This window comes from Streptomyces sp. NPDC049887, assembly GCF_040656535.1.
Classification (GTDB): domain Bacteria; phylum Actinomycetota; class Actinomycetes; order Streptomycetales; family Streptomycetaceae; genus Streptomyces.
The window spans coordinates 18,094-34,801 of record NZ_JBFAMM010000009.1 but is presented as its reverse complement, the minus strand read 5'-3'; the positions used below and the strand labels follow the sequence as shown (position 1 = coordinate 34,801).

22 protein-coding genes and 1 tRNA gene are annotated in these 16,708 nt (G+C 70.6%); 15 read left to right on the top strand and 8 right to left on the bottom strand.

Annotated elements, in window-relative coordinates:
• Window positions 1-317 precede the first annotated feature (317 nt).
• From AB0J10_RS13495 to AB0J10_RS13485, 3 genes are read right to left on the bottom strand one after another with little or no spacing between them, the layout of a single operon-like run.
• The gene (locus AB0J10_RS13495) at window positions 318-548 is read right to left on the bottom strand and encodes an e9imm peptide (RefSeq protein ID WP_363061029.1); all 231 of its coding nucleotides are present in this window, start codon (window positions 546-548) and stop codon (window positions 318-320) included.
• The gene (locus AB0J10_RS13490) at window positions 548-1,003 is read right to left on the bottom strand and encodes an NUDIX domain-containing protein (RefSeq protein WP_363061027.1); all 456 of its coding nucleotides are present in this window, start codon (window positions 1,001-1,003) and stop codon (window positions 548-550) included. The genes AB0J10_RS13495 and AB0J10_RS13490 overlap by 1 nt, the downstream gene beginning before the upstream one ends.
• A complete protein-coding gene (locus tag AB0J10_RS13485; RefSeq protein ID WP_134407509.1) occupies window positions 996-1,754 on the bottom strand; it encodes a GntR family transcriptional regulator in 759 nt (252 codons plus the stop codon). Before AB0J10_RS13485 ends, AB0J10_RS13490 begins: the two co-directional genes overlap by 8 nt.
• Window positions 1,755-1,953: 199 nt before the next feature.
• On the opposite strand from AB0J10_RS13485, the gene AB0J10_RS13480 reads away from it, so the two are divergent.
• The 12 genes from AB0J10_RS13480 (at window position 1,954) to AB0J10_RS13425 (ending at window position 8,862) form a co-directional block, all read left to right on the top strand.
• Complete coding sequence (locus tag AB0J10_RS13480) at window positions 1,954-2,286, top strand: hypothetical protein (RefSeq protein WP_267808219.1); 333 nt, start codon at window positions 1,954-1,956, stop codon at window positions 2,284-2,286.
• Window positions 2,287-2,289: 3 nt separating this feature from the next.
• Entirely contained in the window at window positions 2,290-3,633 is a 1,344-nt protein-coding gene (locus AB0J10_RS13475) for an FtsK/SpoIIIE domain-containing protein (protein ID WP_363061024.1), read from the top strand.
• A 4-nt stretch (window positions 3,634-3,637) separates the two neighbouring features.
• A complete protein-coding gene (locus tag AB0J10_RS13470; protein WP_363061022.1) occupies window positions 3,638-4,276 on the top strand; it encodes a DUF2637 domain-containing protein in 639 nt (212 codons plus the stop codon).
• Window positions 4,277-4,291: 15 nt separating this feature from the next.
• A complete protein-coding gene (locus AB0J10_RS13465) occupies window positions 4,292-4,480 on the top strand; it encodes a mobile element transfer protein (protein WP_134407505.1) in 189 nt (62 codons plus the stop codon).
• Between the two features lie 19 nt (window positions 4,481-4,499).
• On the top strand, window positions 4,500-4,655 hold the full coding sequence (locus tag AB0J10_RS13460; RefSeq protein ID WP_134407504.1) for a hypothetical protein: 156 nt from the start codon (window positions 4,500-4,502) through the stop codon (window positions 4,653-4,655).
• Window positions 4,656-4,677: 22 nt separating this feature from the next.
• A complete protein-coding gene (locus AB0J10_RS13455; RefSeq protein WP_363061019.1) occupies window positions 4,678-4,968 on the top strand; it encodes a SpdD protein in 291 nt (96 codons plus the stop codon).
• 89 nt (window positions 4,969-5,057) lie between these two features.
• Window positions 5,058-5,615: a GGDEF domain-containing protein gene (locus tag AB0J10_RS13450; RefSeq protein ID WP_363061017.1), complete on the top strand. Its 558-nt coding sequence runs from the start codon at window positions 5,058-5,060 to the stop codon at window positions 5,613-5,615.
• 107 nt (window positions 5,616-5,722) lie between these two features.
• The gene (locus AB0J10_RS13445) at window positions 5,723-5,905 is read left to right on the top strand and encodes a hypothetical protein (protein WP_363061015.1); all 183 of its coding nucleotides are present in this window, start codon (window positions 5,723-5,725) and stop codon (window positions 5,903-5,905) included.
• Window positions 5,905-6,108 (top strand): hypothetical protein, encoded by a 204-nt coding sequence (locus tag AB0J10_RS13440; protein ID WP_361242946.1) that lies wholly within the window; start codon window positions 5,905-5,907, stop codon window positions 6,106-6,108. Before AB0J10_RS13445 ends, AB0J10_RS13440 begins: the two co-directional genes overlap by 1 nt.
• 2 nt (window positions 6,109-6,110) lie before the next feature.
• Window positions 6,111-7,493: a replication initiator protein RepSA gene (gene repSA / locus AB0J10_RS13435; RefSeq protein WP_363061013.1), complete on the top strand. Its 1,383-nt coding sequence runs from the start codon at window positions 6,111-6,113 to the stop codon at window positions 7,491-7,493.
• Window positions 7,490-7,702, top strand: a complete 213-nt coding sequence (locus tag AB0J10_RS13430; protein WP_027734301.1) for a helix-turn-helix domain-containing protein — start codon at window positions 7,490-7,492, stop codon at window positions 7,700-7,702. The genes repSA and AB0J10_RS13430 overlap by 4 nt, the downstream gene beginning before the upstream one ends.
• Window positions 7,702-8,862: a tyrosine-type recombinase/integrase gene (locus tag AB0J10_RS13425; RefSeq protein WP_363061010.1), complete on the top strand. Its 1,161-nt coding sequence runs from the start codon at window positions 7,702-7,704 to the stop codon at window positions 8,860-8,862. The genes AB0J10_RS13430 and AB0J10_RS13425 overlap by 1 nt, the downstream gene beginning before the upstream one ends.
• Before the next feature lie 51 nt (window positions 8,863-8,913).
• Here AB0J10_RS13425 and AB0J10_RS13420 read toward each other — a convergent pair.
• Window positions 8,914-8,987, bottom strand: a tRNA-Gly gene (locus AB0J10_RS13420).
• A gap of 388 nt (window positions 8,988-9,375) precedes the next feature.
• Here AB0J10_RS13420 and AB0J10_RS13415 point away from each other — a divergent pair.
• The 3 genes from AB0J10_RS13415 (at window position 9,376) to AB0J10_RS13405 (ending at window position 10,848) form a co-directional block, all read left to right on the top strand.
• Window positions 9,376-9,558: a hypothetical protein gene (locus AB0J10_RS13415; protein WP_363061370.1), complete on the top strand. Its 183-nt coding sequence runs from the start codon at window positions 9,376-9,378 to the stop codon at window positions 9,556-9,558.
• 203 nt (window positions 9,559-9,761) lie between these two features.
• Window positions 9,762-10,337, top strand: coding sequence for a dCTP deaminase (gene dcd / locus AB0J10_RS13410; RefSeq protein WP_093653801.1), 576 nt, complete (start codon window positions 9,762-9,764; stop codon window positions 10,335-10,337).
• A gap of 13 nt (window positions 10,338-10,350) precedes the next feature.
• Window positions 10,351-10,848: a phosphoribosyltransferase gene (locus tag AB0J10_RS13405; protein ID WP_363061008.1), complete on the top strand. Its 498-nt coding sequence runs from the start codon at window positions 10,351-10,353 to the stop codon at window positions 10,846-10,848.
• 125 nt (window positions 10,849-10,973) lie between these two features.
• Here the strand turns inward: AB0J10_RS13405 and AB0J10_RS13400 are convergent, their stop codons facing one another.
• The 4 genes from AB0J10_RS13400 to AB0J10_RS13385 form a co-directional block, all read right to left on the bottom strand.
• Complete coding sequence (locus tag AB0J10_RS13400; RefSeq protein ID WP_363061006.1) at window positions 10,974-11,918, bottom strand: Yip1 family protein; 945 nt, start codon at window positions 11,916-11,918, stop codon at window positions 10,974-10,976.
• Between the two features lie 314 nt (window positions 11,919-12,232).
• Window positions 12,233-13,384, bottom strand: a complete 1,152-nt coding sequence (locus AB0J10_RS13395; RefSeq protein WP_363061004.1) for a VCBS repeat-containing protein — start codon at window positions 13,382-13,384, stop codon at window positions 12,233-12,235.
• A gap of 221 nt (window positions 13,385-13,605) precedes the next feature.
• The gene (locus AB0J10_RS13390) at window positions 13,606-15,915 is read right to left on the bottom strand and encodes a (Fe-S)-binding protein (RefSeq protein WP_363061002.1); all 2,310 of its coding nucleotides are present in this window, start codon (window positions 15,913-15,915) and stop codon (window positions 13,606-13,608) included.
• Window positions 15,916-15,997: 82 nt separating this feature from the next.
• Window positions 15,998-16,528 carry a sugar transferase gene (locus tag AB0J10_RS13385; RefSeq protein ID WP_363061000.1) on the bottom strand — a complete coding sequence of 177 codons (531 nt, stop codon included), beginning with the start codon at window positions 16,526-16,528 and terminating at the stop codon, window positions 15,998-16,000.
• Window positions 16,529-16,708 lie beyond the last annotated feature (180 nt).

Here is a 16,708-nt window from a genome sequence, read left to right as displayed (position 1 = left end):
TGGTGTGGGGGGGGGGGGGGGGGGGGGGGGGGGCGGGCGGGGTGTATCTCGTTTGCACCTCCCCGCCCCCCCACCACCCCCGGCGCTGCTTCACCGGGCGGGCAGGCATGTGAGGCCGGCTCTGTCTTGAGAGGTCAGGCCTCAGGAGCGGCTACGGATCACCACATGCCGACCCGCCCAAAGACCCCGGACGGAAAACCACCCAGCGTCTTACCGCGCCATTAGGAGCGCGGCCCGAGCCGCCGGGCCGCGCGACGCCGCGCTGTGCGCGGCGGATGCGCCTTGATCGAGTAGAGAAACTCTTACCGCGCCGCGCCTCAGAGAGCGATCGGGCTGTATGTGAGGGCTCGATCGACGATGTTCGCCGCGCTCGGCTCCGGGTCGGTGTCCCAGTAGATGTAGTCGCTGATGTGAGGGCATACCAGTCCGCGCTGCAGGGCGTTCAGGATCTCGGAGTGCTCAGCCTCGTCGGCTGTATCGGCGTCCAGAAGACGCTGCACGAGCGGGATCGCTTCGGCGCGGCTCATCTTGTGCTGGGGCTCGATCATCACTGCGCCGTGAGGAGTTGGCGTCCGTCGTGGCTGCGGACATGCGGGCTGCCCTCGCCGTCCAGGGCGTCGAGCAGGCGTACCGCGTAGACCGCGGGCATCCGCTCGGCGACTTCCTCCGGCGTGAGCCATTCGACTGCCGTCGACTCGTCGGAGGTGCGCTCGGTGCCCCCGGAAGGCGTGCAGCGGAAGACCAGGGCGACGATGCCCCGTGTCATGTTCTTGTAGACGCCGGTCAGTTCCCTGACCTCGACGTGGATGCCTGTCTCCTCGAAGACTTCACGGCGTGCGCCGGCCTCCGGTGTCTCCTCCAACTCCAGGATCCCGCCCGGGAGCTCCCAGGCCCCGGTGTCGGCCCGCCGGATCGCGAGGAGTTGGCCATCGTCGCGGACCACGGCGCCCGCGACGGAGACAGAGTGCTTCACCGGCCCTTCGGACCTTGTCTGATCAGGCATCGAAGTCGTATTCGAGCACGTACGACGCGGAGTCGAGTGTCATCTCATTGACCTCTACGGCCCGACCCTCCTCGGCGAACGCGGTGCGGACGATGAGGATCACGGGCGTCCCCATGGACAGCGACAGTCGCTCCGCTTCTCCGGCGGACGGCATCCGGCAACGGATCTCCTCGCGGAAGTGCACCGGCTTGTAGCCGAGTTCAGCGAGGCGGGCGTACGTACCACCGGGGCCTGTGTCCTCCTGGGTGATGGCGGACCCCTCGACGACCTCTGACGGAAGGTAGGACGTCGCGATCAGGACGGGTTTGCCATCGAGTACGAATCGGCGGCTGCGTACGCACACGAGTGAGCCCGATGGGACGTCGAGAGCTCCGGCAACTCGCTCTGTCGCAGCTTCCTCGCGGACGTCGACCTGGTCGACGGTTAGGGATCGGTCCTCGATGTCGGCCGACCAGATGGATCGTCCGGAGCCCCACTGCTCTTGAGCCAAGCGCTGGATACCGCGTCGGCGCAGCGGCTTGAACGCGCGGACGAAGACGCCGGCACCCTTGCGAGCCTCGGCGATTCCTTCGTTCTGCAGCACGCTCAAGGCCTGGCGGGCGGTCATGCGGGCCACCTCGTACTCGACCATGAGGTCGTTCTCGCCAGGTAGCCGGTCACCGGGGGCGTATTCGCCGGCCTGGATCGCAGCCTTCAGTGCATCCGCGATCCGCTGGTACTTCGGCTGGCGGCCGCTTCCCTGGTTGGCCATGTTTCTCCACTCCTCCTCTTCTCTAGACACCCTACGGGTCATCGGCCGTGCTCGCGCATAGGGCTGCTCGCGTTCCCCAGTCGCCCCATCCGACACATCTCTAGAGATCTGTTGACGCCGGCGCTCTCTTTCGCTTCACTAGAGACATCTCTAGAGAGGTACCCATCGGGGGTGCCTCACGGCTCTAGGAGTCTTTGACGTGCGTGTGATCCCCGTGGACATGAGCGGCGTGACCGCGATGGTGGCCCAGCCCCCGCAGCCGAAGATGAAGGACAGGAAGAACGGCGTGATCGCCGTGGACGCCGAGACCGGTGGCTCCCTGATGACGGTGGACGTGCTGTTCGTCGCGAACGGCAACGCCGACCTGGTCACGGTGACCGTGGCTGAGGCAGATCTCTCCGGTGAACTCGTCACGGGCACGCCGGTGGCGCTGTCCGGGCTGGTGGCACGGCCGTGGGAGAACGAGTTCGACGGCAAGAAGAAGCACGGAATCACCTTCCGCGCCGCTGCCGTGACTGCGCTGGCGGGCTGACTCATGAGCGCCCGAGAGTTCCTGATCTACCTGGCCCTGCTGCTGGTGGCCGTCGGACTGCTCGTCCTGCGGCGCCGGCGCCCCGCCTGGTACTGGTACGCGGTCGGCGCCCCCGCCAAGCTGGTCCGGATCGTGGTCACATACCGCTCCGTTATGGAGGCGTGCGGGCTCACCGAGCCCCCGTCCCGGTTCCGCCTCGCCGTCGCCGCGACGACGAACCGCACGGCCGCCCGCAGGGTGCCCCGCCTGGCTCGTATCCGGTTCACCGCGAGTGGCCTGATCTTACAGATCCGGATGCAGCCCGGGCAGGAGGTCCACGACTTCGAGACGGCCACCGAGCGGCTGCGCCACTCCTGGCGGGCCTACGCGGTGCACGTCTCGGCACTCACCCCGGGGTGGCTTCAGGTCAAGGTCGTCGGGTACGACGTGCTCCGCAAGGTCGTGATGCCGAAGACGGCTCGTCCGGAGCTGCTGAGCATCCCGGTGGCCGTGCGCTCCGATGGTGCGGTCCACACACGGGACTTCCGCACGGTGCCCCATGAGTTGGTGATGGGCGCAACGCTGTCGGGGAAGTCGGTCTACCTGCGGGGCCTGTTGGCCGGCCTCGCGCCGCAGCCCGTCGCGCTCGTCGGTATCGACTGCAAGTGGGGCGTCGAACTCGCCCCCTTCGCCCCGCGGTTGTCCGCCCTCGCCTGCACGCCGGAAGAGGCCGCCGAGCTGCTTGACGCCCTGGTGGCGGAGATGACCGAGCGATACGAGCTGATCCGGAGCGTGCAGCGGCTCGGACCCGGCCCGGTGGAGTCCATCACCTCGGACATCTGGGGACTGCCGGAGGACATGCGGCCAGTCCCGGTGGTCGTCTTCGTCGACGAGGTGGCGGAGCTGTTCCTCACGGCCTGCTCCGCCGACGAGAAGCGCCGAGACCAGATGGTCACCCAGCTCGTTCGCCTCGCCCAGCTCGGCCGCGCCGCCGGCCTCTACCTGGAGGTCTGCGGACAGCGCTTCGGCGCCGAACTCGGCAAGGGCGCAACGGCACTTCGCGCCCAGCTCACAGGCCGGATCTCGCACCGGGTGAACGACGAGACCACCGCCAAGATGGCGCTCGGGGACATCAGCCCGCTCGCCGTCCTGGCCGCCACCGCCATAGCGCCGGAACAGCGCGGCGTGGCCGTCGCGGGCGACTCCTCGGGCGGCTGGTCCCTCGTCCGCAGTCCGTTCACCGAACTCGCCGACGCGGTGGCCACATGCACCGAGCACGCGGACCTGACACCCGACCTGCCCGGCCTGGCCGGCTTCCGTCCCGCGGTCCCCGCCCTGGCCTTCGACCTGGTCGCCGACAAGGACTGACGCCATGCGCCCATCGCTCCGACTCGACGCCGTCCTCGTGCAAGCCGTGATCGCCGGGGCCCTGTCCTTCTCCCACCTGCACGACCTGGCAGAGGCCGCCGGACAGCACGGCTGGAAGGCATGGGCCTACCCGGTCTCCGTGGACCTCCTGCTCGTCGCCGCCTGGCGTCGGCTCCGGACGCTGAGGGACGCGGGCGCGTCGCGAGGGGCTGCCTGGACCTGGTTCGCCGTCGCCCTCGCGGCCTCCCTCGGGGCGAACGTCGCGACGGCCGGGCTGCTCGACCTGAACGACGTGCCGGACTGGCTGCGCATCCTCGTCGCCGGTTGGCCGGCGCTCGCGTTCCTCGGCGGCACGCTCCTCGTGCACAGCCCGGAAGCCACACGGCCCGCGCCCGAGCCCGTCGCCCAGGAGGACATGGCACCCGAGGTCGTACGGGCGGAGGTTCCCGAGCCCGAGCCCGCTTCGGCTCCGGAGCTCCCGGCCGCCGGCCCCGCGGTACCGCCCGCCCTGATCGCCCACGCCCGGAAGCTCGCCGACTCACACCGCTCGGCGACCGGACGCGACATCGACGCCGACACCCTGCGCTCCCGGCTAGGCGTCCCCGCCCCGATGGCCGACGCCATCGCCGCCCGACTCGCCTGAGAGGAGGTGAACCCCATGCCGCGCAACCGCTTCTGGGACGTCGACCGCATCGGCCCCGTCCAGATCGGAACCCACCGCGACCGGCAGGGCCGCGAGGCTCACGCCGCCGCCTGCACCGCACCCGGCTGCGACTGGTCGGCCGACTACCTCAACCGCGCCGCCGCCGAGCTGGCCGCCCGTACCCACCGCTGCAACCCCCGCTGACCACACAGGAGATCACGTCATGGACGTACCGCTCTGGCTCGCGCTGATCGTCGTCGGCGCCCTCGGCATCAAGCTCGTCCGCCCGCCCTGGTGGCTCGTCGCCGTGCTCCTCCTCGGCGGCTACCTCCTCGCCGACAGCCTCCTCGCCCCGGTCATCGACCCGCTCGCCAAGTAACCACCCGGAAAGGACCCGGCCCGTGTTCAAGCCCAAATACCCGCCCTCCGACACCTACGACGCGCTCACCAACCGCATCGCCCCCGCGCCCGTCCCGGCCGAACGTCCCGCCGCACCGGCGGCCTCGAACCGACCCGGCCTCGTCGACCAGGCCCGCGCCAACCCGGCCGCCACGGTCACCGGCGTCGTCGCCGTCGGCGCGGTCCTCGTCTCCATGCTCCTGGCCGTGGCCATCACCGGCCTCGCGCTCTCCATCAGCGGCGTCGTCCTCCTGGTCCTGGTCCGCATGCTCCGCCAGGAATTCCGCTGCTGACCGGCCTCCGGGCGGTGCCACAAGCCGCCAAGCATCGCCACCGCCCGGACGGCCCACGCACCTCTTCCAACCGCAACGAAGGGACAACCGTGGACACCCAAGCGCTCGCCTTATCCCTGCCGCTGGTCGGCTGGGCCGCACACTCCGGCTACCTCACCCACCGACTTGCCACCGCCCGCCGCGACCCGCTCACCGGCCTGCGCACCCGCGCCGGATGGACCGTCCGGGCCGAACGCATCCTCCGCCGCCACCGCAACGCCGTCGTCCTGCTCCTGGACGTCGACGACTTCAAGCACCTCAACGACACCCACGGCCACGCCGCCGGAGACGCGGCACTGACCGCCATCGCCGCTCGCCTCACCGCCTGGTGCGGCCGACACGGGATCGCGGGTCGCTTCGGCGGAGACGAGTTCGTCGCCGTCGTCCGTTCCGCCGGCACCGAGGACATCGACCGTCTCGTCGACCTCCTCCACGAACCGCTCGCCCACGCCGGAGTACGCATCCCGCTCTACGTGTCCACCGGGGCATCCCGCGTCGCGGACCTGCCCCTGCGAAGCCTCTCCGACGCGCTCTCCGCCGCCGACGCCGCCATGTACGAGATCAAGGGCAAGGCCGGCCGCCGCGGGACCCGCACCCTCGCGCGCTGAACCACAGCCACGCACTGACCGGCCTCCGGGCGGCGCACAAGCCGCCAAGCATCGCCGCCGCCCGGACGGTCCGGCCCCTTCCAACCGCAATCGAAAGGACCACCATCATGTCCCAGCCCAACCCTGCCCGGACACGCGTCTGCCGGGACTGCGACGGCTTCGCCGCTGTCGCTATCGACACCGGCACCCGCGATGGCCACGGCAACCGCAACACCCTCCGCGTCGACTGCCCGGCCTGCAAGGGCGCCGGCACCGCCCGTCTCGTGCGCGAGCAGGAGGTGACCGCCTGATGCCCCGCCGCTGGAGCCTCGGCGTCGACCGTCTCCACTACGACGGCATCGACGGCGAGTACGACCGAATGAAGAAGACCGAGAAGGCCCACAGCGTCCATGACGCCGACAGGGGGCGTCCGACACGCTCCACCGGCGCCGTGTCCGGCCCGACCAGCAGTGACGCGAGCACGCCGCAGAAGCGACGTTGGGGCAGGCGATAGCTGTGACCCACACCGCGACCATCGCGGGCCTGGACCTGGCCACCCTCGGCGACCTGCTGCGGGTGGCCGGGTCCACCGGCTTCGACCGCTGGCGCGACCAGATCCGCCGCACCGGCGGCTGCGCCAACCCCATCCACCTGTCCGGCTGGACCCTCACCAAGGACAAGACCACCGGCGACACCCTGCACCGCTACTCCACCGACACCGAGCCTGACGGTCGGCTTCGCGTCGCCTGCGGCAACCGCCGCGCGTCCCGCTGCCCGGCCTGCGCCTGGATGTACGCCGCCGACACCTACCACCTGATCCGCGCCGGGCTCACGGGCGACCAGGACAAGGACGTCCCCACCACCGTCCGCGACCATCCCCGGGTCTTTGCCACGCTCACCGCACCGTCGTTCGGCCGCGTCCACAACCGCCCCGACTCCGGCCGCTGCCGCTGCGGCCTCCAGCACCCGGCGGACGACGACGCACTCGGCACGCCACTCGACCCGGCCACCTACGACTACGCCGCGGCGGTCCTCTTCAACAACCACGCCGGGGAGCTCTGGCAGCGCTTCACCAACCGGCTGCGCCGCGAGATCGCCGCCCGCGCCGGCATCACGCAGCGCGAACTCAAGGAATGCGCCCGGGTCTCCTACGGCAAGGTCGCCGAGTTCCAGAAGCGCGGCGCCGTCCACTTCCACGCCGTCGTACGCCTCGACGGACCGGACGGCCCCGACTCCCCGCCGCCGTCCTGGGCCACCGTGCAGCTGCTCACCGACGCCATCCACGCCGCCGCCGCGCACTCCTACACGACCATCACCGTCCCGGCCGCCGACGGCCACCCCGCCCGCACACTGCGCTGGGGCACCCAGCTCGACATCCGGCCCATCCGCGCCTTCGAGGCCGGCACCGCCATCACCGAACAGGCCGTCGCCTCCTACGTCGCCAAGTACGCCACCAAGGCCGCCGAGACGACCGGCACCGTGGACCGCCGCATCGGCAATCGTGAGGTCCTGGTCCTCCTCGAGGTCCCCGACCACCCGCGCCGCCTCATCGAAGCGTGCTTCGACCTCGACGCCGCGTACCCCGACCGGCGGCTGAGGGCCTGGGCCCACATGCTCGGCTTCCGCGGCCACTTCTCCAGCAAGTCCCGCCGCTACTCGACCACCCTCGGCGCCCTCCGCCAGATCCGCGCCGACTACCGCGCCGCCCAGCAACGCGACGAACTCGGCCTGCCCGACCCGGACCAGGACCCCACCGTCCTCGTCCTCGCCGACTGGCGATTCGCCGGACAGGGCCACACCCCGGGCGAATCCGTACTCGCCGCCTCCATCGCCAGAGACATCCAGCTCAACCGCCAAACCGCTCGTGAAGCACTCGCCTTGGAAGGAGACCGGTCGTGAGTGACCTCCTGCTGACCGTCGAGCAAGCCGCCGAACGCCTCGGCACCACCGTCCGCTTCCCGCGGCGGCTCATCGCCGAACGCCGGATCGCCTTCGTCAAGATCGGGCGTCACGTGCGGATCGCGGAGAGCGCGCTGAACGCCTACATCGACGGCAATACCGTCCAGCCCATCCGCCGGCGGCGCGTTCGGTACGGGAGGGCTGCCTGATGGCCAACAGGAAGGGCAAGCGGCGGGCATTCGGGGCGGTGCGGAAGCTGCCTTCGGGGCGGTATCAGGCTCGGTATCCGGGCCCGGACGGTGTCATGCGGCCGGCGCCCGACACCTTCGCGACCGTGCGCGATGCTGACGACTGGCTCGCCGAGAAGCGGACCGAGATCCGCCGAGGTGACTGGCAGGACCCGGACGCCGGAGCGGTCGACTTCGCGGAGTACGCGCTCCTGTGGGTCAAGGAACGGCGGCTGTCCCCGACCACCGACGAGCTGTACCGGCGGCTCCTCCGGCTGCACGTCCTGCCCGCCTTCGAGGGCCTGGACCTCGACGAGATCACGGCTCCGCGTGTGCGCTCCTGGCGCTCGGAACGGCTCGACTCGACCGGGGCGGCGACCACCGTCGCCAAGAGCTATCGCCTGCTGAAGGCCATCCTGGAGACGGCCGTGGAGGACGAGCTGATCCGGCGCAACCCGTGCCGTATCCGGGGTGCGGGAAAGGAGACCGCGGCCGAACGGCCCGTCGCCACCGTCGACCAGGTGGACGCGCTCGCCGACGCCCTCGGTCCTCGCTGGCGGCTGATGGTCTACCTCGGCGCGTATGGTCCGCTCCGCCCGGAGGAGCAGGCCGAGCTACGCCGCAAGGACGTGGACCTGGACGGCCTGACGATCCGTGTTCGGCAGGCCGCGCCGGAGTTGACCACCGGGAAGCGGGCCGAGGGGCCGACCAAGTCGGATGCGGGAAGGCGGCTCGTCGTCCTGCCGGCCTTTCTGCGTACCGATCTTCGACGGCATCTCGACTGGTACGCCGAGAAGGGACCGGACGGGCTTCTGTTCGTGGGGGAGAAGGGCAAGCCGTTCCGGCGGTCCACGTTCGGGCGGAAGTGGCGTACCGCTCGTACGAAGGTGGGTCTCCCCGACGGCTTCCGCTTCTACGACCTTCGGCACACCGGGCACACGCTGACGACGCGCTCCGGTGCGACGCTCAAGGACACGATGGTGCGGGCCGGCCAGTCGACCGAGCGGGCCGCGCTGATCTATCAGCACTCGGATGCCGAGCGTCAGCGGGAGGTCGCGGCCGGCCTCGACCGGCTCGTTCGGCAGCGCCGTGGCGCCGTGGATTCCACGCCATCTGGCACGGATGTGGCACGGGACGCTTAGACAGGTCCAGACAACAGACAAGGCCCGGGTCTAGGACCTGGGCCTTCGTCGTGGAGCGGGTGACGGGAATCGAACCCGCGCTCTGAGCTTGGGAAGCTCATGTTCTACCATTAAACTACACCCGCGAAGCGGCTTGGTTGATCAACGCCGCAGCGTTGCACACTGTACCCCATCGAGGGCCCCGGTGTATTGCGCCGAGGGGCTTTCCGTGTATTTCCGGCCGTTGGGCCGCCGGTCGCGCCCACCGGTTGTCCGTCGGTGCCCTCCCCGCGCCCCCGCGCCCCCCACGGCCGCCGACGAACGTGGACCGCCGGTCGCCGGTCGAAGTGTCCGCCAGTGAGGTCCGCGGCCCTCCGTGCGGTGCCCGATGTGGCTGCGACGTGGAGGCGTTGGGGCGTACCTTTGGCGGCGGAGTGCCGCGTGGGCTGCTGTCCTGTTGATCCCCTAATGTGGCTGTCTCATCCAGCTTGTCGGGGAAGGGACTTGATGCAGCCGATGGACTCGAAGCACTCGATGGATCAAGGCGGTTCACTCTCGCGCACCGTAGTCCGCTGTGCCGAAGGGCACGTCTTCACCACTTCGTCGTTCCCGATGCAGCAGCTCGGTGCCGGCCGGATCGGGCCCGGGCGGCTCATCCGCTGTCCCCGATGCGCACGGTTGCGGCAGGCCGTCCCCGTCGTGCTGCAGAGCCGCTGACGGGCGCGAGGCGGGCCCGTGCGGCCTGCCTCGCGCGAGGCGGCTCAGCCCGCGCATCGGCGGAACGCCGGGGGTGCTGCAGCGGTGGCAGGCCGGGATGGCCCGGCTGGGCGGGACGCCGACTCGGCCGACGCGAGAGGGAGTGAGGCGCGCGGGCTCCGCCCGATTGGGGCGGGCCCGCGCGCTCTGCGTATCCTCGGGGCGTGCTTCTCTCAGACAAGGACATTCGGGCCGAGATCGACGCGGGACGGGTGCGCATCGACCCGTTCGACGATTCGATGGTGCAGCCCTCGAGCATCGACGTGCGGCTCGACCGCTACTTCCGGGTGTTCGAGAACCACCGCTACCCGCACATCGACCCCGCCGTCGAGCAGGCGGACCTGACACGGCTGGTGGAGCCGGAGGGCGACGAGGCGTTCATCCTGCACCCCGGCGAGTTCGTGCTGGCGTCGACGTACGAGGTCATCACCCTGCCCGACGACATCGCCTCCCGGCTGGAGGGCAAGAGCTCGCTCGGCCGGCTCGGTCTGGTCACGCATTCCACGGCCGGCTTCATCGACCCCGGGTTCTCCGGGCACGTCACGCTGGAACTGTCCAACCTGGCCACCCTGCCGATCAAGCTCTGGCCGGGCATGAAGATCGGGCAGCTGTGCATGTTCCGGCTGAGCACGCCGGCGGAGCACTCGTACGGTTCCGAGAAGTACGGGTCCCGCTACCAGGGGCAGCGGGGGCCGACGGCCTCGCGGTCGTTCATGAACTTCCATCGGACGCAGGTGTGAGGGCCGGTACGCAATGAGTGAGGCACGCGAGAACCTGACGTACGAGAAGTTCGGGGTCGCGGTCCGTGAACTCGCGCAGACGATCGCGGACGACGGCTTCGAGCCGGACCTCGTCCTGTCGATCGCGCGCGGCGGGGTCTTCGTCGCCGGCGGGCTGGCGTACGCGTTGGACTGCAAGAACATCCACCTGGTCAACGTGGAGTTCTACACCGGCGTCGGCACGACGCTCGAGATGCCGGTCATGCTCGCGCCCGTCCCGAACGCGATCGACTTCTCCGACAAGAGGGTCCTGATCGCCGACGACGTCGCGGACACCGGCAAGACGCTGAAACTCGTCCACGACTTCTGCGTGGACCATGTGGCCGAGGTGCGGTCGGCAGTCATCTACGAGAAGCCGCAGTCGTTGGTGAAGTGCGAGTACGTCTGGAAGCGCACGGATGACTGGATCAACTTCCCGTGGAGCGTCGAGAAGCCGCTCGTGCGGCGCAGCGGCCAGGTCCTGGACGCCTGACCGCCTTCGCGCACCCGCCCCCGAGCGCATCCCGAGTGCGCCGACGAGGTCCCTTTGGCACACCGAGGCCCCTGCCGCGTACGGCAGGGGCCTCGGTCGTGGTCCGTCCGTGTCCCGGTGGTCGGTCAGATCGTGCCGAGCTTGATGATCGCGAGCAGCGCGATCAGCTGGAGTGCCGAGGCTCCCAGCGCCTTCGGCCACGGCAGGTCGTGCGACTTGCTCACCATCGAGGTGAACAGCGCGGCAGCCGCCAGCCAGGTCGCCCAGCCCACCACCTGCACCAGCGAGTTCTCGCCGCCGAGGAAGAGGGCGACGAGAAGCCTCGGGGCGTCCGTGAGGGACATGATCAGCATCGAGAGGCCCACCGTCGGCTGCCACGCTCCGTCGCCGCCGAGTTGGCGGGCCAGGGTGTGGGTGACCGCGCCGAGGATCAGACCGCCGAGCACGAAGCCCACACCCGTGATGATCACGGACGTCAGGGCGCTCGCGAACGGCGCGTTGATCGCCTCGTCGCGCGTCTGGTCGAATCCGAAGATCGCGAGCAGGCCGTAGAGGAACGTGACGCTCAGCGCCGGGCCCCAGACCGGGTAGTCCCGCATCTGCAGGAAGGTCGGGCCGGGGCGCAGCACGATCCCGCTCAGCAGTTCCTTCCAGTGCAGGCGCGGGCCGGAGGGGACGGGTGCGGCGCCTGCGTGGTACGTCGAGCCGTCGCCGTACGGGTCCTCGCCGACGCTGAAGGCCCGGGTGTGGCCGGGGTTGTCGGCGTACGGGTCGGCGCCGTGTCCGCCGCCCCGGTGACCGCCCTGCTGCTGGTGCTGCTGCTGGTAGGGGTCGCCGAAGTACTCGGGCTCGCCGTACGGCTGCCCGTGCCCGTGCGAGTAGCCCTGTCCGCCCTGCCCTCCGTGTCCGCCGCCTCTGCGGGGCCACTGCTGCTGCGGGGGGTACGAGGGCGCCGCCTGGCCTCCTCCGGGGCCGTACTGCTGTCCGTAGGGCGACGGGGGCGCCTGCTGCGGTTGTTGTTGCGGGGTGCGGTTGTTGTCCCGGCCGCGTCCGATCCTGAATCCAGCCACGCATTCGAACGTACCCGGTCCGGCTGTGTCCGGTGTCCGGGGCCGGGTATCCGGGGGACCTTTGCGGCCGAGCTGTGACATCCCCTAGGGGGATCCCGGGTGCTTGCGAAGGTCCGCACGGGGGAGGCCAGGGACCCGGCGGCCCCCCGCGACCGCCCACGTCACTCTCCCGGAGGGCGGTGCTCCGGCTCCCGAGCGTCGGTGACCTCCGTCCCGGGCCGTGTGCGGCCTTCGGGCGCCGCGACTGCCCGGGCCTCCGGCTCCGGGTCCGCGCCGGCCGTGTTCCGGCTCGGCCGCGCCTCCTTCGCCGCCCCTCAATCCAGGAACACCGAGGTGCTGAACGTGACCAGGGGCCGGTCCCGGTCCCCCGCGCCCGGGTGGACGGCGATCACGTCCGAGCTCTCTCCCCGGTGCGTACGGGTGACGAGCTCCGCGTGTCCGTCCCCGTCGAAGTCCGCGCGGCGGAGCAGCTCGGTGACGGGAGAGGTCTCGCCGGCCGGGAGCGCGGGCGCGGGCGGCAGCGGCACGGCCTTGAACGTGTACGGACCGCCGGGCCGGCCGGGGCCGCCGGGGCCGCCGAGCAGGAGCGTGCCTTCCGCCTTCGCGCCGGGGGCCAGGGGGCCGGTGGCGTGGACGAGGTCGTCGTAGCCGTCGCCGTTCGTGTCCGGCCGCGGTGTGGGGGCGGCGAGCACGGGACCCGCGCCCGGGGCTGCGGCCGCGGCTGCACTCGGCGCACCGGTGCGCCCGAAGGGGCCGCGCAGGAAGCTCACCCGGCCCTCGCTCGCGGTCACTGCGAGGTCCTGGGCGCCGTCGCCGTCGAAGTCGCCGCAGACGGGGTGGTCGGGCCATTCGTTCCCGTACCGGGCCCGCTCGGGGATCCGCAGGACGACCGCCCTGCCGGTGAGCCCGGACGGGCCGCCGAAGAGCAGCTGCAGGGGTACGGGCGGGCGTCCGGTGCCGTCGTACGGGGGGTCCGTGGCGACGACCAGGTCGCTGAAGCCGTCCCCGTCCAGGTCGCACGCGGCGGCGGCGTCGAAGGCGGCGGGCAGGGTGCCGGCGACGGGGGCGCCGTTTGCGCGCGGCGACAGCAGTTGGCGCACGGCCGGGGAGACGGGCCCCTTCGCGGTGGAGGTGGCTGCGGTACCGCCGCCGGTGCCGTAGACGATGCCGATGCCCGCGTCGTCGTCGCGGCCCGCGCCGGGCGCCTTGACCAGGTCGTCGAGGACGAGGTCGCGGTGGCCGTCCCCGTTGAAGTCCTCCGGTACGCGGCTCCCGTCGCCGTGCGGGACCGGGAGGGCCGGGGGCGCCGCCTTGCCCGCGAGGGCCCGCGGCGTGGCCGGGCGGGGTTCGGCCGGGCGTTCCGGCCCGGGCCGGGAGGGTGCGACGAGGCGGCAGCCTGCCAGGGGCGCCAGCAACAGCAGCGCGACCGCGCCCGTCAGCGCGGCGTTGCGCAGTGGACGTACCACGACGGCACCACTCCCGTTCGTCCATCCGCTGTGCCGGAACCCGGGTACCTCGACCCGGGTTGCATCATCATGCCCCTGTCAGGTGCATGGGCCAATGGTCGCGGGGTCGGCAGTTCCACCGGGCCGGCAGCGGCCCGGTGCCACGGCGCCGGGAACCGCAGAAGCGGCCGGTCCTGCCCCCGAGGCAGATCCGGCCGCTCGCTGCTCGTCCTTGCGGACGACTACTTCACGGGTTCCGGTTCCGGGTCCGGCGAGTCGGCCGGTGCCGTGTCGTCCGCGCCGCCGTCGCCGTCGTCGCCCGGGTCGGCCGGGGCCTTCACCGAGTCGAGCAGCAGCTGGGCCACGTCGACGACCTGGAGGGACTCCTTGGCCTTGCCCTCGCCCTTCTTGCCGTTGACCGAGTCGGACAGCATGACCAGGCAGAACGGGCAGGCGGTGGAGACGATGTCCGGGTTGAGGGACAGGGCCTCGTCGACGCGTTCGGTGTTGATGCGCTTGCCGATCCGCTCCTCCATCCACATGCGGGCGCCGCCGGCGCCGCAGCAGAAGCCGCGCTCCTTGTGGCGGTGCATCTCCTGCTGGCGCAGGCCGGGCACCTTGTCCATGATCTCGCGCGGGGGCGTGTAGACCTTGTTGTGGCGGCCCAGGTAGCAGGGGTCGTGGTACGTGATCAGGCCCTCGACCGGGGTCACCGGGATCAGCTTGCCCTCGTCGATGAGGTGCTGGAGCAGCTGGGTGTGGTGGATGACCTCGAACTCGCCGCCGAGCTGCGGGTACTCGTTGGCGATGGTGTTGAAGCAGTGCGGGCAGGTGGCGACGATCTTCTTGGCGGCCTTCGGCTTCCTGGTGGACTCGTCCACCTCCCCGTCCTCGCCGAGGGACTCCCCGAAAGCCATGTTCAGCATGGCCACGTTCTCCTGGCCGAGCTGCTGGAACAGGGGCTCGTTGCCGAGGCGGCGGGCGGAGTCACCGGTGCACTTCTCGTCCCCGCCCATGATCGCGAACTTGACGCCGGCCATGTGCAGCAGCTCGGCGAAGGCCTTGGTGGTCTTCTTGGCCCGGTCCTCCAGGGCGCCGGCGCAACCGACCCAGTACAGGTACTCGACCTCGGTGAGGTCCTCGACGTCCTTGCCGACGATCGGGACCTCGAAGTCGACCTCCTTGGTCCACTCGACGCGCTGCTTCTTTGCCAGGCCCCAGGGGTTGCCCTTCTTCTCCAGGTTCTTGAGCATCGTGCCCGCCTCGGACGGGAAGGAGGACTCGATCATCACCTGGTAGCGGCGCATGTCGACGATGTGGTCGATGTGCTCGATGTCGACCGGGCACTGCTCGACGCACGCGCCGCAGGTGGTGCAGGACCACAGCACGTCCGGGTCGATGACGCCGTTCTCCTCGGCGGTGCCGATCAGCGGCCGCTCGGCCTCGGCCAGCGCGGCGGCCGGGACGTCCTTCAGCTGCTCCTCGGACGCCTTCTCCTCGCCCTCCATGCTCTTGCCGCCGCCGGCCAGCAGGTAGGGGGCCTTGGCGTGCGCGTGGTCGCGCAGCGACATGATCAGCAGCTTCGGGGACAGCGGCTTGCCGGTGTTCCAGGCGGGGCACTGCGACTGGCAGCGGCCGCACTCGGTGCAGGTGGAGAAGTCGAGGATGCCCTTCCAGGAGAACTGCTCGACCTGGGAGACGCCGAAGACGTCGTCCTCGCCCGGGTCCTCGAAGTCGATCTCCTTGCCGCCCGAGGTCATCGGCTGCAGGGCGCCCAGCGCGGTCTCGCCGGTGGCGTTGCGCTTGAACCAGATGTTGGGGAAGCCCAGGAAGCGGTGCCAGGCCACACCCATGTTGGTGTTCAGCGACACCGTGATCATCCAGATCAGCGACACACCGATCTTGATCATGGCGGTGAAGTAGACCAGCGTCTGCAGGGTGGGGACGCTCAGCCCGTCGAAGGCCAGGACCAGCGGGTACGAGACGAAGTACGCGGCCTCGTAGTGGTCCACGTGGTGGATCGCGCCCTCCAGTCCGCGGAGGGCGAGGATCGCGAGGCCGATGGTCAGGATGACGTACTCGACGAAGTACGCCTGCCAGGCCTTGGAGCCGGCGAAGCGCGACTTGCGGCCCGCGCGGGACGGCAGGTTCAGCAGCCGGATCGCGATGAGCACGAGGATGCCGACGACGGTCATCAGGCCGATGAACTCGATGTACATCTCGAAGGGCAGGAACCCGCCCAGGACCGGCAGGGTCCAGTCGGCCTGGAACAGCTGGCCGTACGCCTGTGCGAGCGTCGGCGGCAGTGTCAGGAAGCCGATCGCGACGAACCAGTGGGCGAAGCCGACGATCCCCCAGCGGTTCATCCGGGTGTGGCCGAGGAACTCCTTGACCAGGGTGACCGTGCGGGCCTTGGGGTTGTCGGTGCGGCTGCCCGCAGGCACGGGCTGACCGAGCTTCACGAACCGGTAGATCTGCGCGACGGCTCGGGCGATGAGCGCAACGCCGACCACGGTCAGGACCAGCGACACGATGATCGCGGCGAGTTGCATTTGGGGGCTCCTCGGGCCTGCGAGGTGGGGAATCGGCACTTACTAAGCGGTAACTTATCCAGTCCGTGCCGAGCGTACCCACTTATTCCGTCGCACTGTAGCCAGGTGGGCGGTGATCTGCGTCGCTCAGGGCACCCTGAGTGCGAGGCGGGAGCAGGGCCGGAAGCGTGCGCGCCAGAACGGCCAGATCCAGCCCGATCCAATGGTGCTCCACATAGTGCTGGTCGAGCAGCTCCGGTTCGTCCCAGGGCAGCGTGGAGCGCCTGTGCAACTGCGCGGGGCCGGTGAGGCCGGGGCGGACGCTCTGCCGCCACGGGGCGGCGGCGCGGGGATCCCCGGGGGCCAGGGCCGCCGGGCCGACCAGGGACATCTCGCCGGTGACGACATGGGGCAGTCTGGAGAGCAGATCCAGCCGCCAGCGGCGGGTGCGCAGTGAGCGGACGGTGAAGGGGTATCCGTGGCGCCCCGTCTTCAGCTCCCGTGCGACGATCCCGCCGGGTGGGCGGCGCAGGGCGAGGGAGCAGGCCGCGGTGGCCAGCAGCGGCGCGGCGAGGATCAGCAGCAGTGTGCCGAGGGCCAGATCGAGAAGGCGCTTGGGGTCCGGGGGTCGCACGGTCGGCGCCCATGGGCCCGGGTTCGTGGGGCCCGCTGCTCCGGCCGGTCCCTCCGGTCCGGCCGATCGCACCGACTGCACGGGGCGCAAGGCACTCACCTGACCGTTCTGTCTTTTCTTAGTCGATACCTGGTGGTTTCTGTCCAGTCGGACGCGTCTATGAACCTTTCGCGTACTTTG

Bases quoted from the DNA above. Each gene is read 5' to 3' on its own strand.
- AB0J10_RS13495 (WP_363061029.1), bottom strand. From the start codon at position 548: ATGATCGAGCCCCAGCACAAGATGAGCCGCGCCGAAGCGATCCCGCTC.
- AB0J10_RS13490 (WP_363061027.1), bottom strand. From the start codon at position 1,003: ATGCCTGATCAGACAAGGTCCGAAGGGCCGGTGAAGCACTCTGTCTCC.
- AB0J10_RS13485 (WP_134407509.1), bottom strand. From the start codon at position 1,754: ATGGCCAACCAGGGAAGCGGCCGCCAGCCGAAGTACCAGCGGATCGCG.
- AB0J10_RS13475 (WP_363061024.1), top strand. From the start codon at position 2,290: ATGAGCGCCCGAGAGTTCCTGATCTACCTGGCCCTGCTGCTGGTGGCC.
- AB0J10_RS13470 (WP_363061022.1), top strand. From the start codon at position 3,638: ATGCGCCCATCGCTCCGACTCGACGCCGTCCTCGTGCAAGCCGTGATC.
- AB0J10_RS13465 (WP_134407505.1), top strand. From the start codon at position 4,292: ATGCCGCGCAACCGCTTCTGGGACGTCGACCGCATCGGCCCCGTCCAG.
- AB0J10_RS13460 (WP_134407504.1), top strand. From the start codon at position 4,500: ATGGACGTACCGCTCTGGCTCGCGCTGATCGTCGTCGGCGCCCTCGGC.
- AB0J10_RS13445 (WP_363061015.1), top strand. From the start codon at position 5,723: ATGTCCCAGCCCAACCCTGCCCGGACACGCGTCTGCCGGGACTGCGAC.
- AB0J10_RS13440 (WP_361242946.1), top strand. From the start codon at position 5,905: ATGCCCCGCCGCTGGAGCCTCGGCGTCGACCGTCTCCACTACGACGGC.
- AB0J10_RS13425 (WP_363061010.1), top strand. From the start codon at position 7,702: ATGGCCAACAGGAAGGGCAAGCGGCGGGCATTCGGGGCGGTGCGGAAG.
- AB0J10_RS13415 (WP_363061370.1), top strand. From the start codon at position 9,376: ATGGATCAAGGCGGTTCACTCTCGCGCACCGTAGTCCGCTGTGCCGAA.
- AB0J10_RS13405 (WP_363061008.1), top strand. From the start codon at position 10,351: ATGAGTGAGGCACGCGAGAACCTGACGTACGAGAAGTTCGGGGTCGCG.
- AB0J10_RS13390 (WP_363061002.1), bottom strand. From the start codon at position 15,915: ATGCAACTCGCCGCGATCATCGTGTCGCTGGTCCTGACCGTGGTCGGC.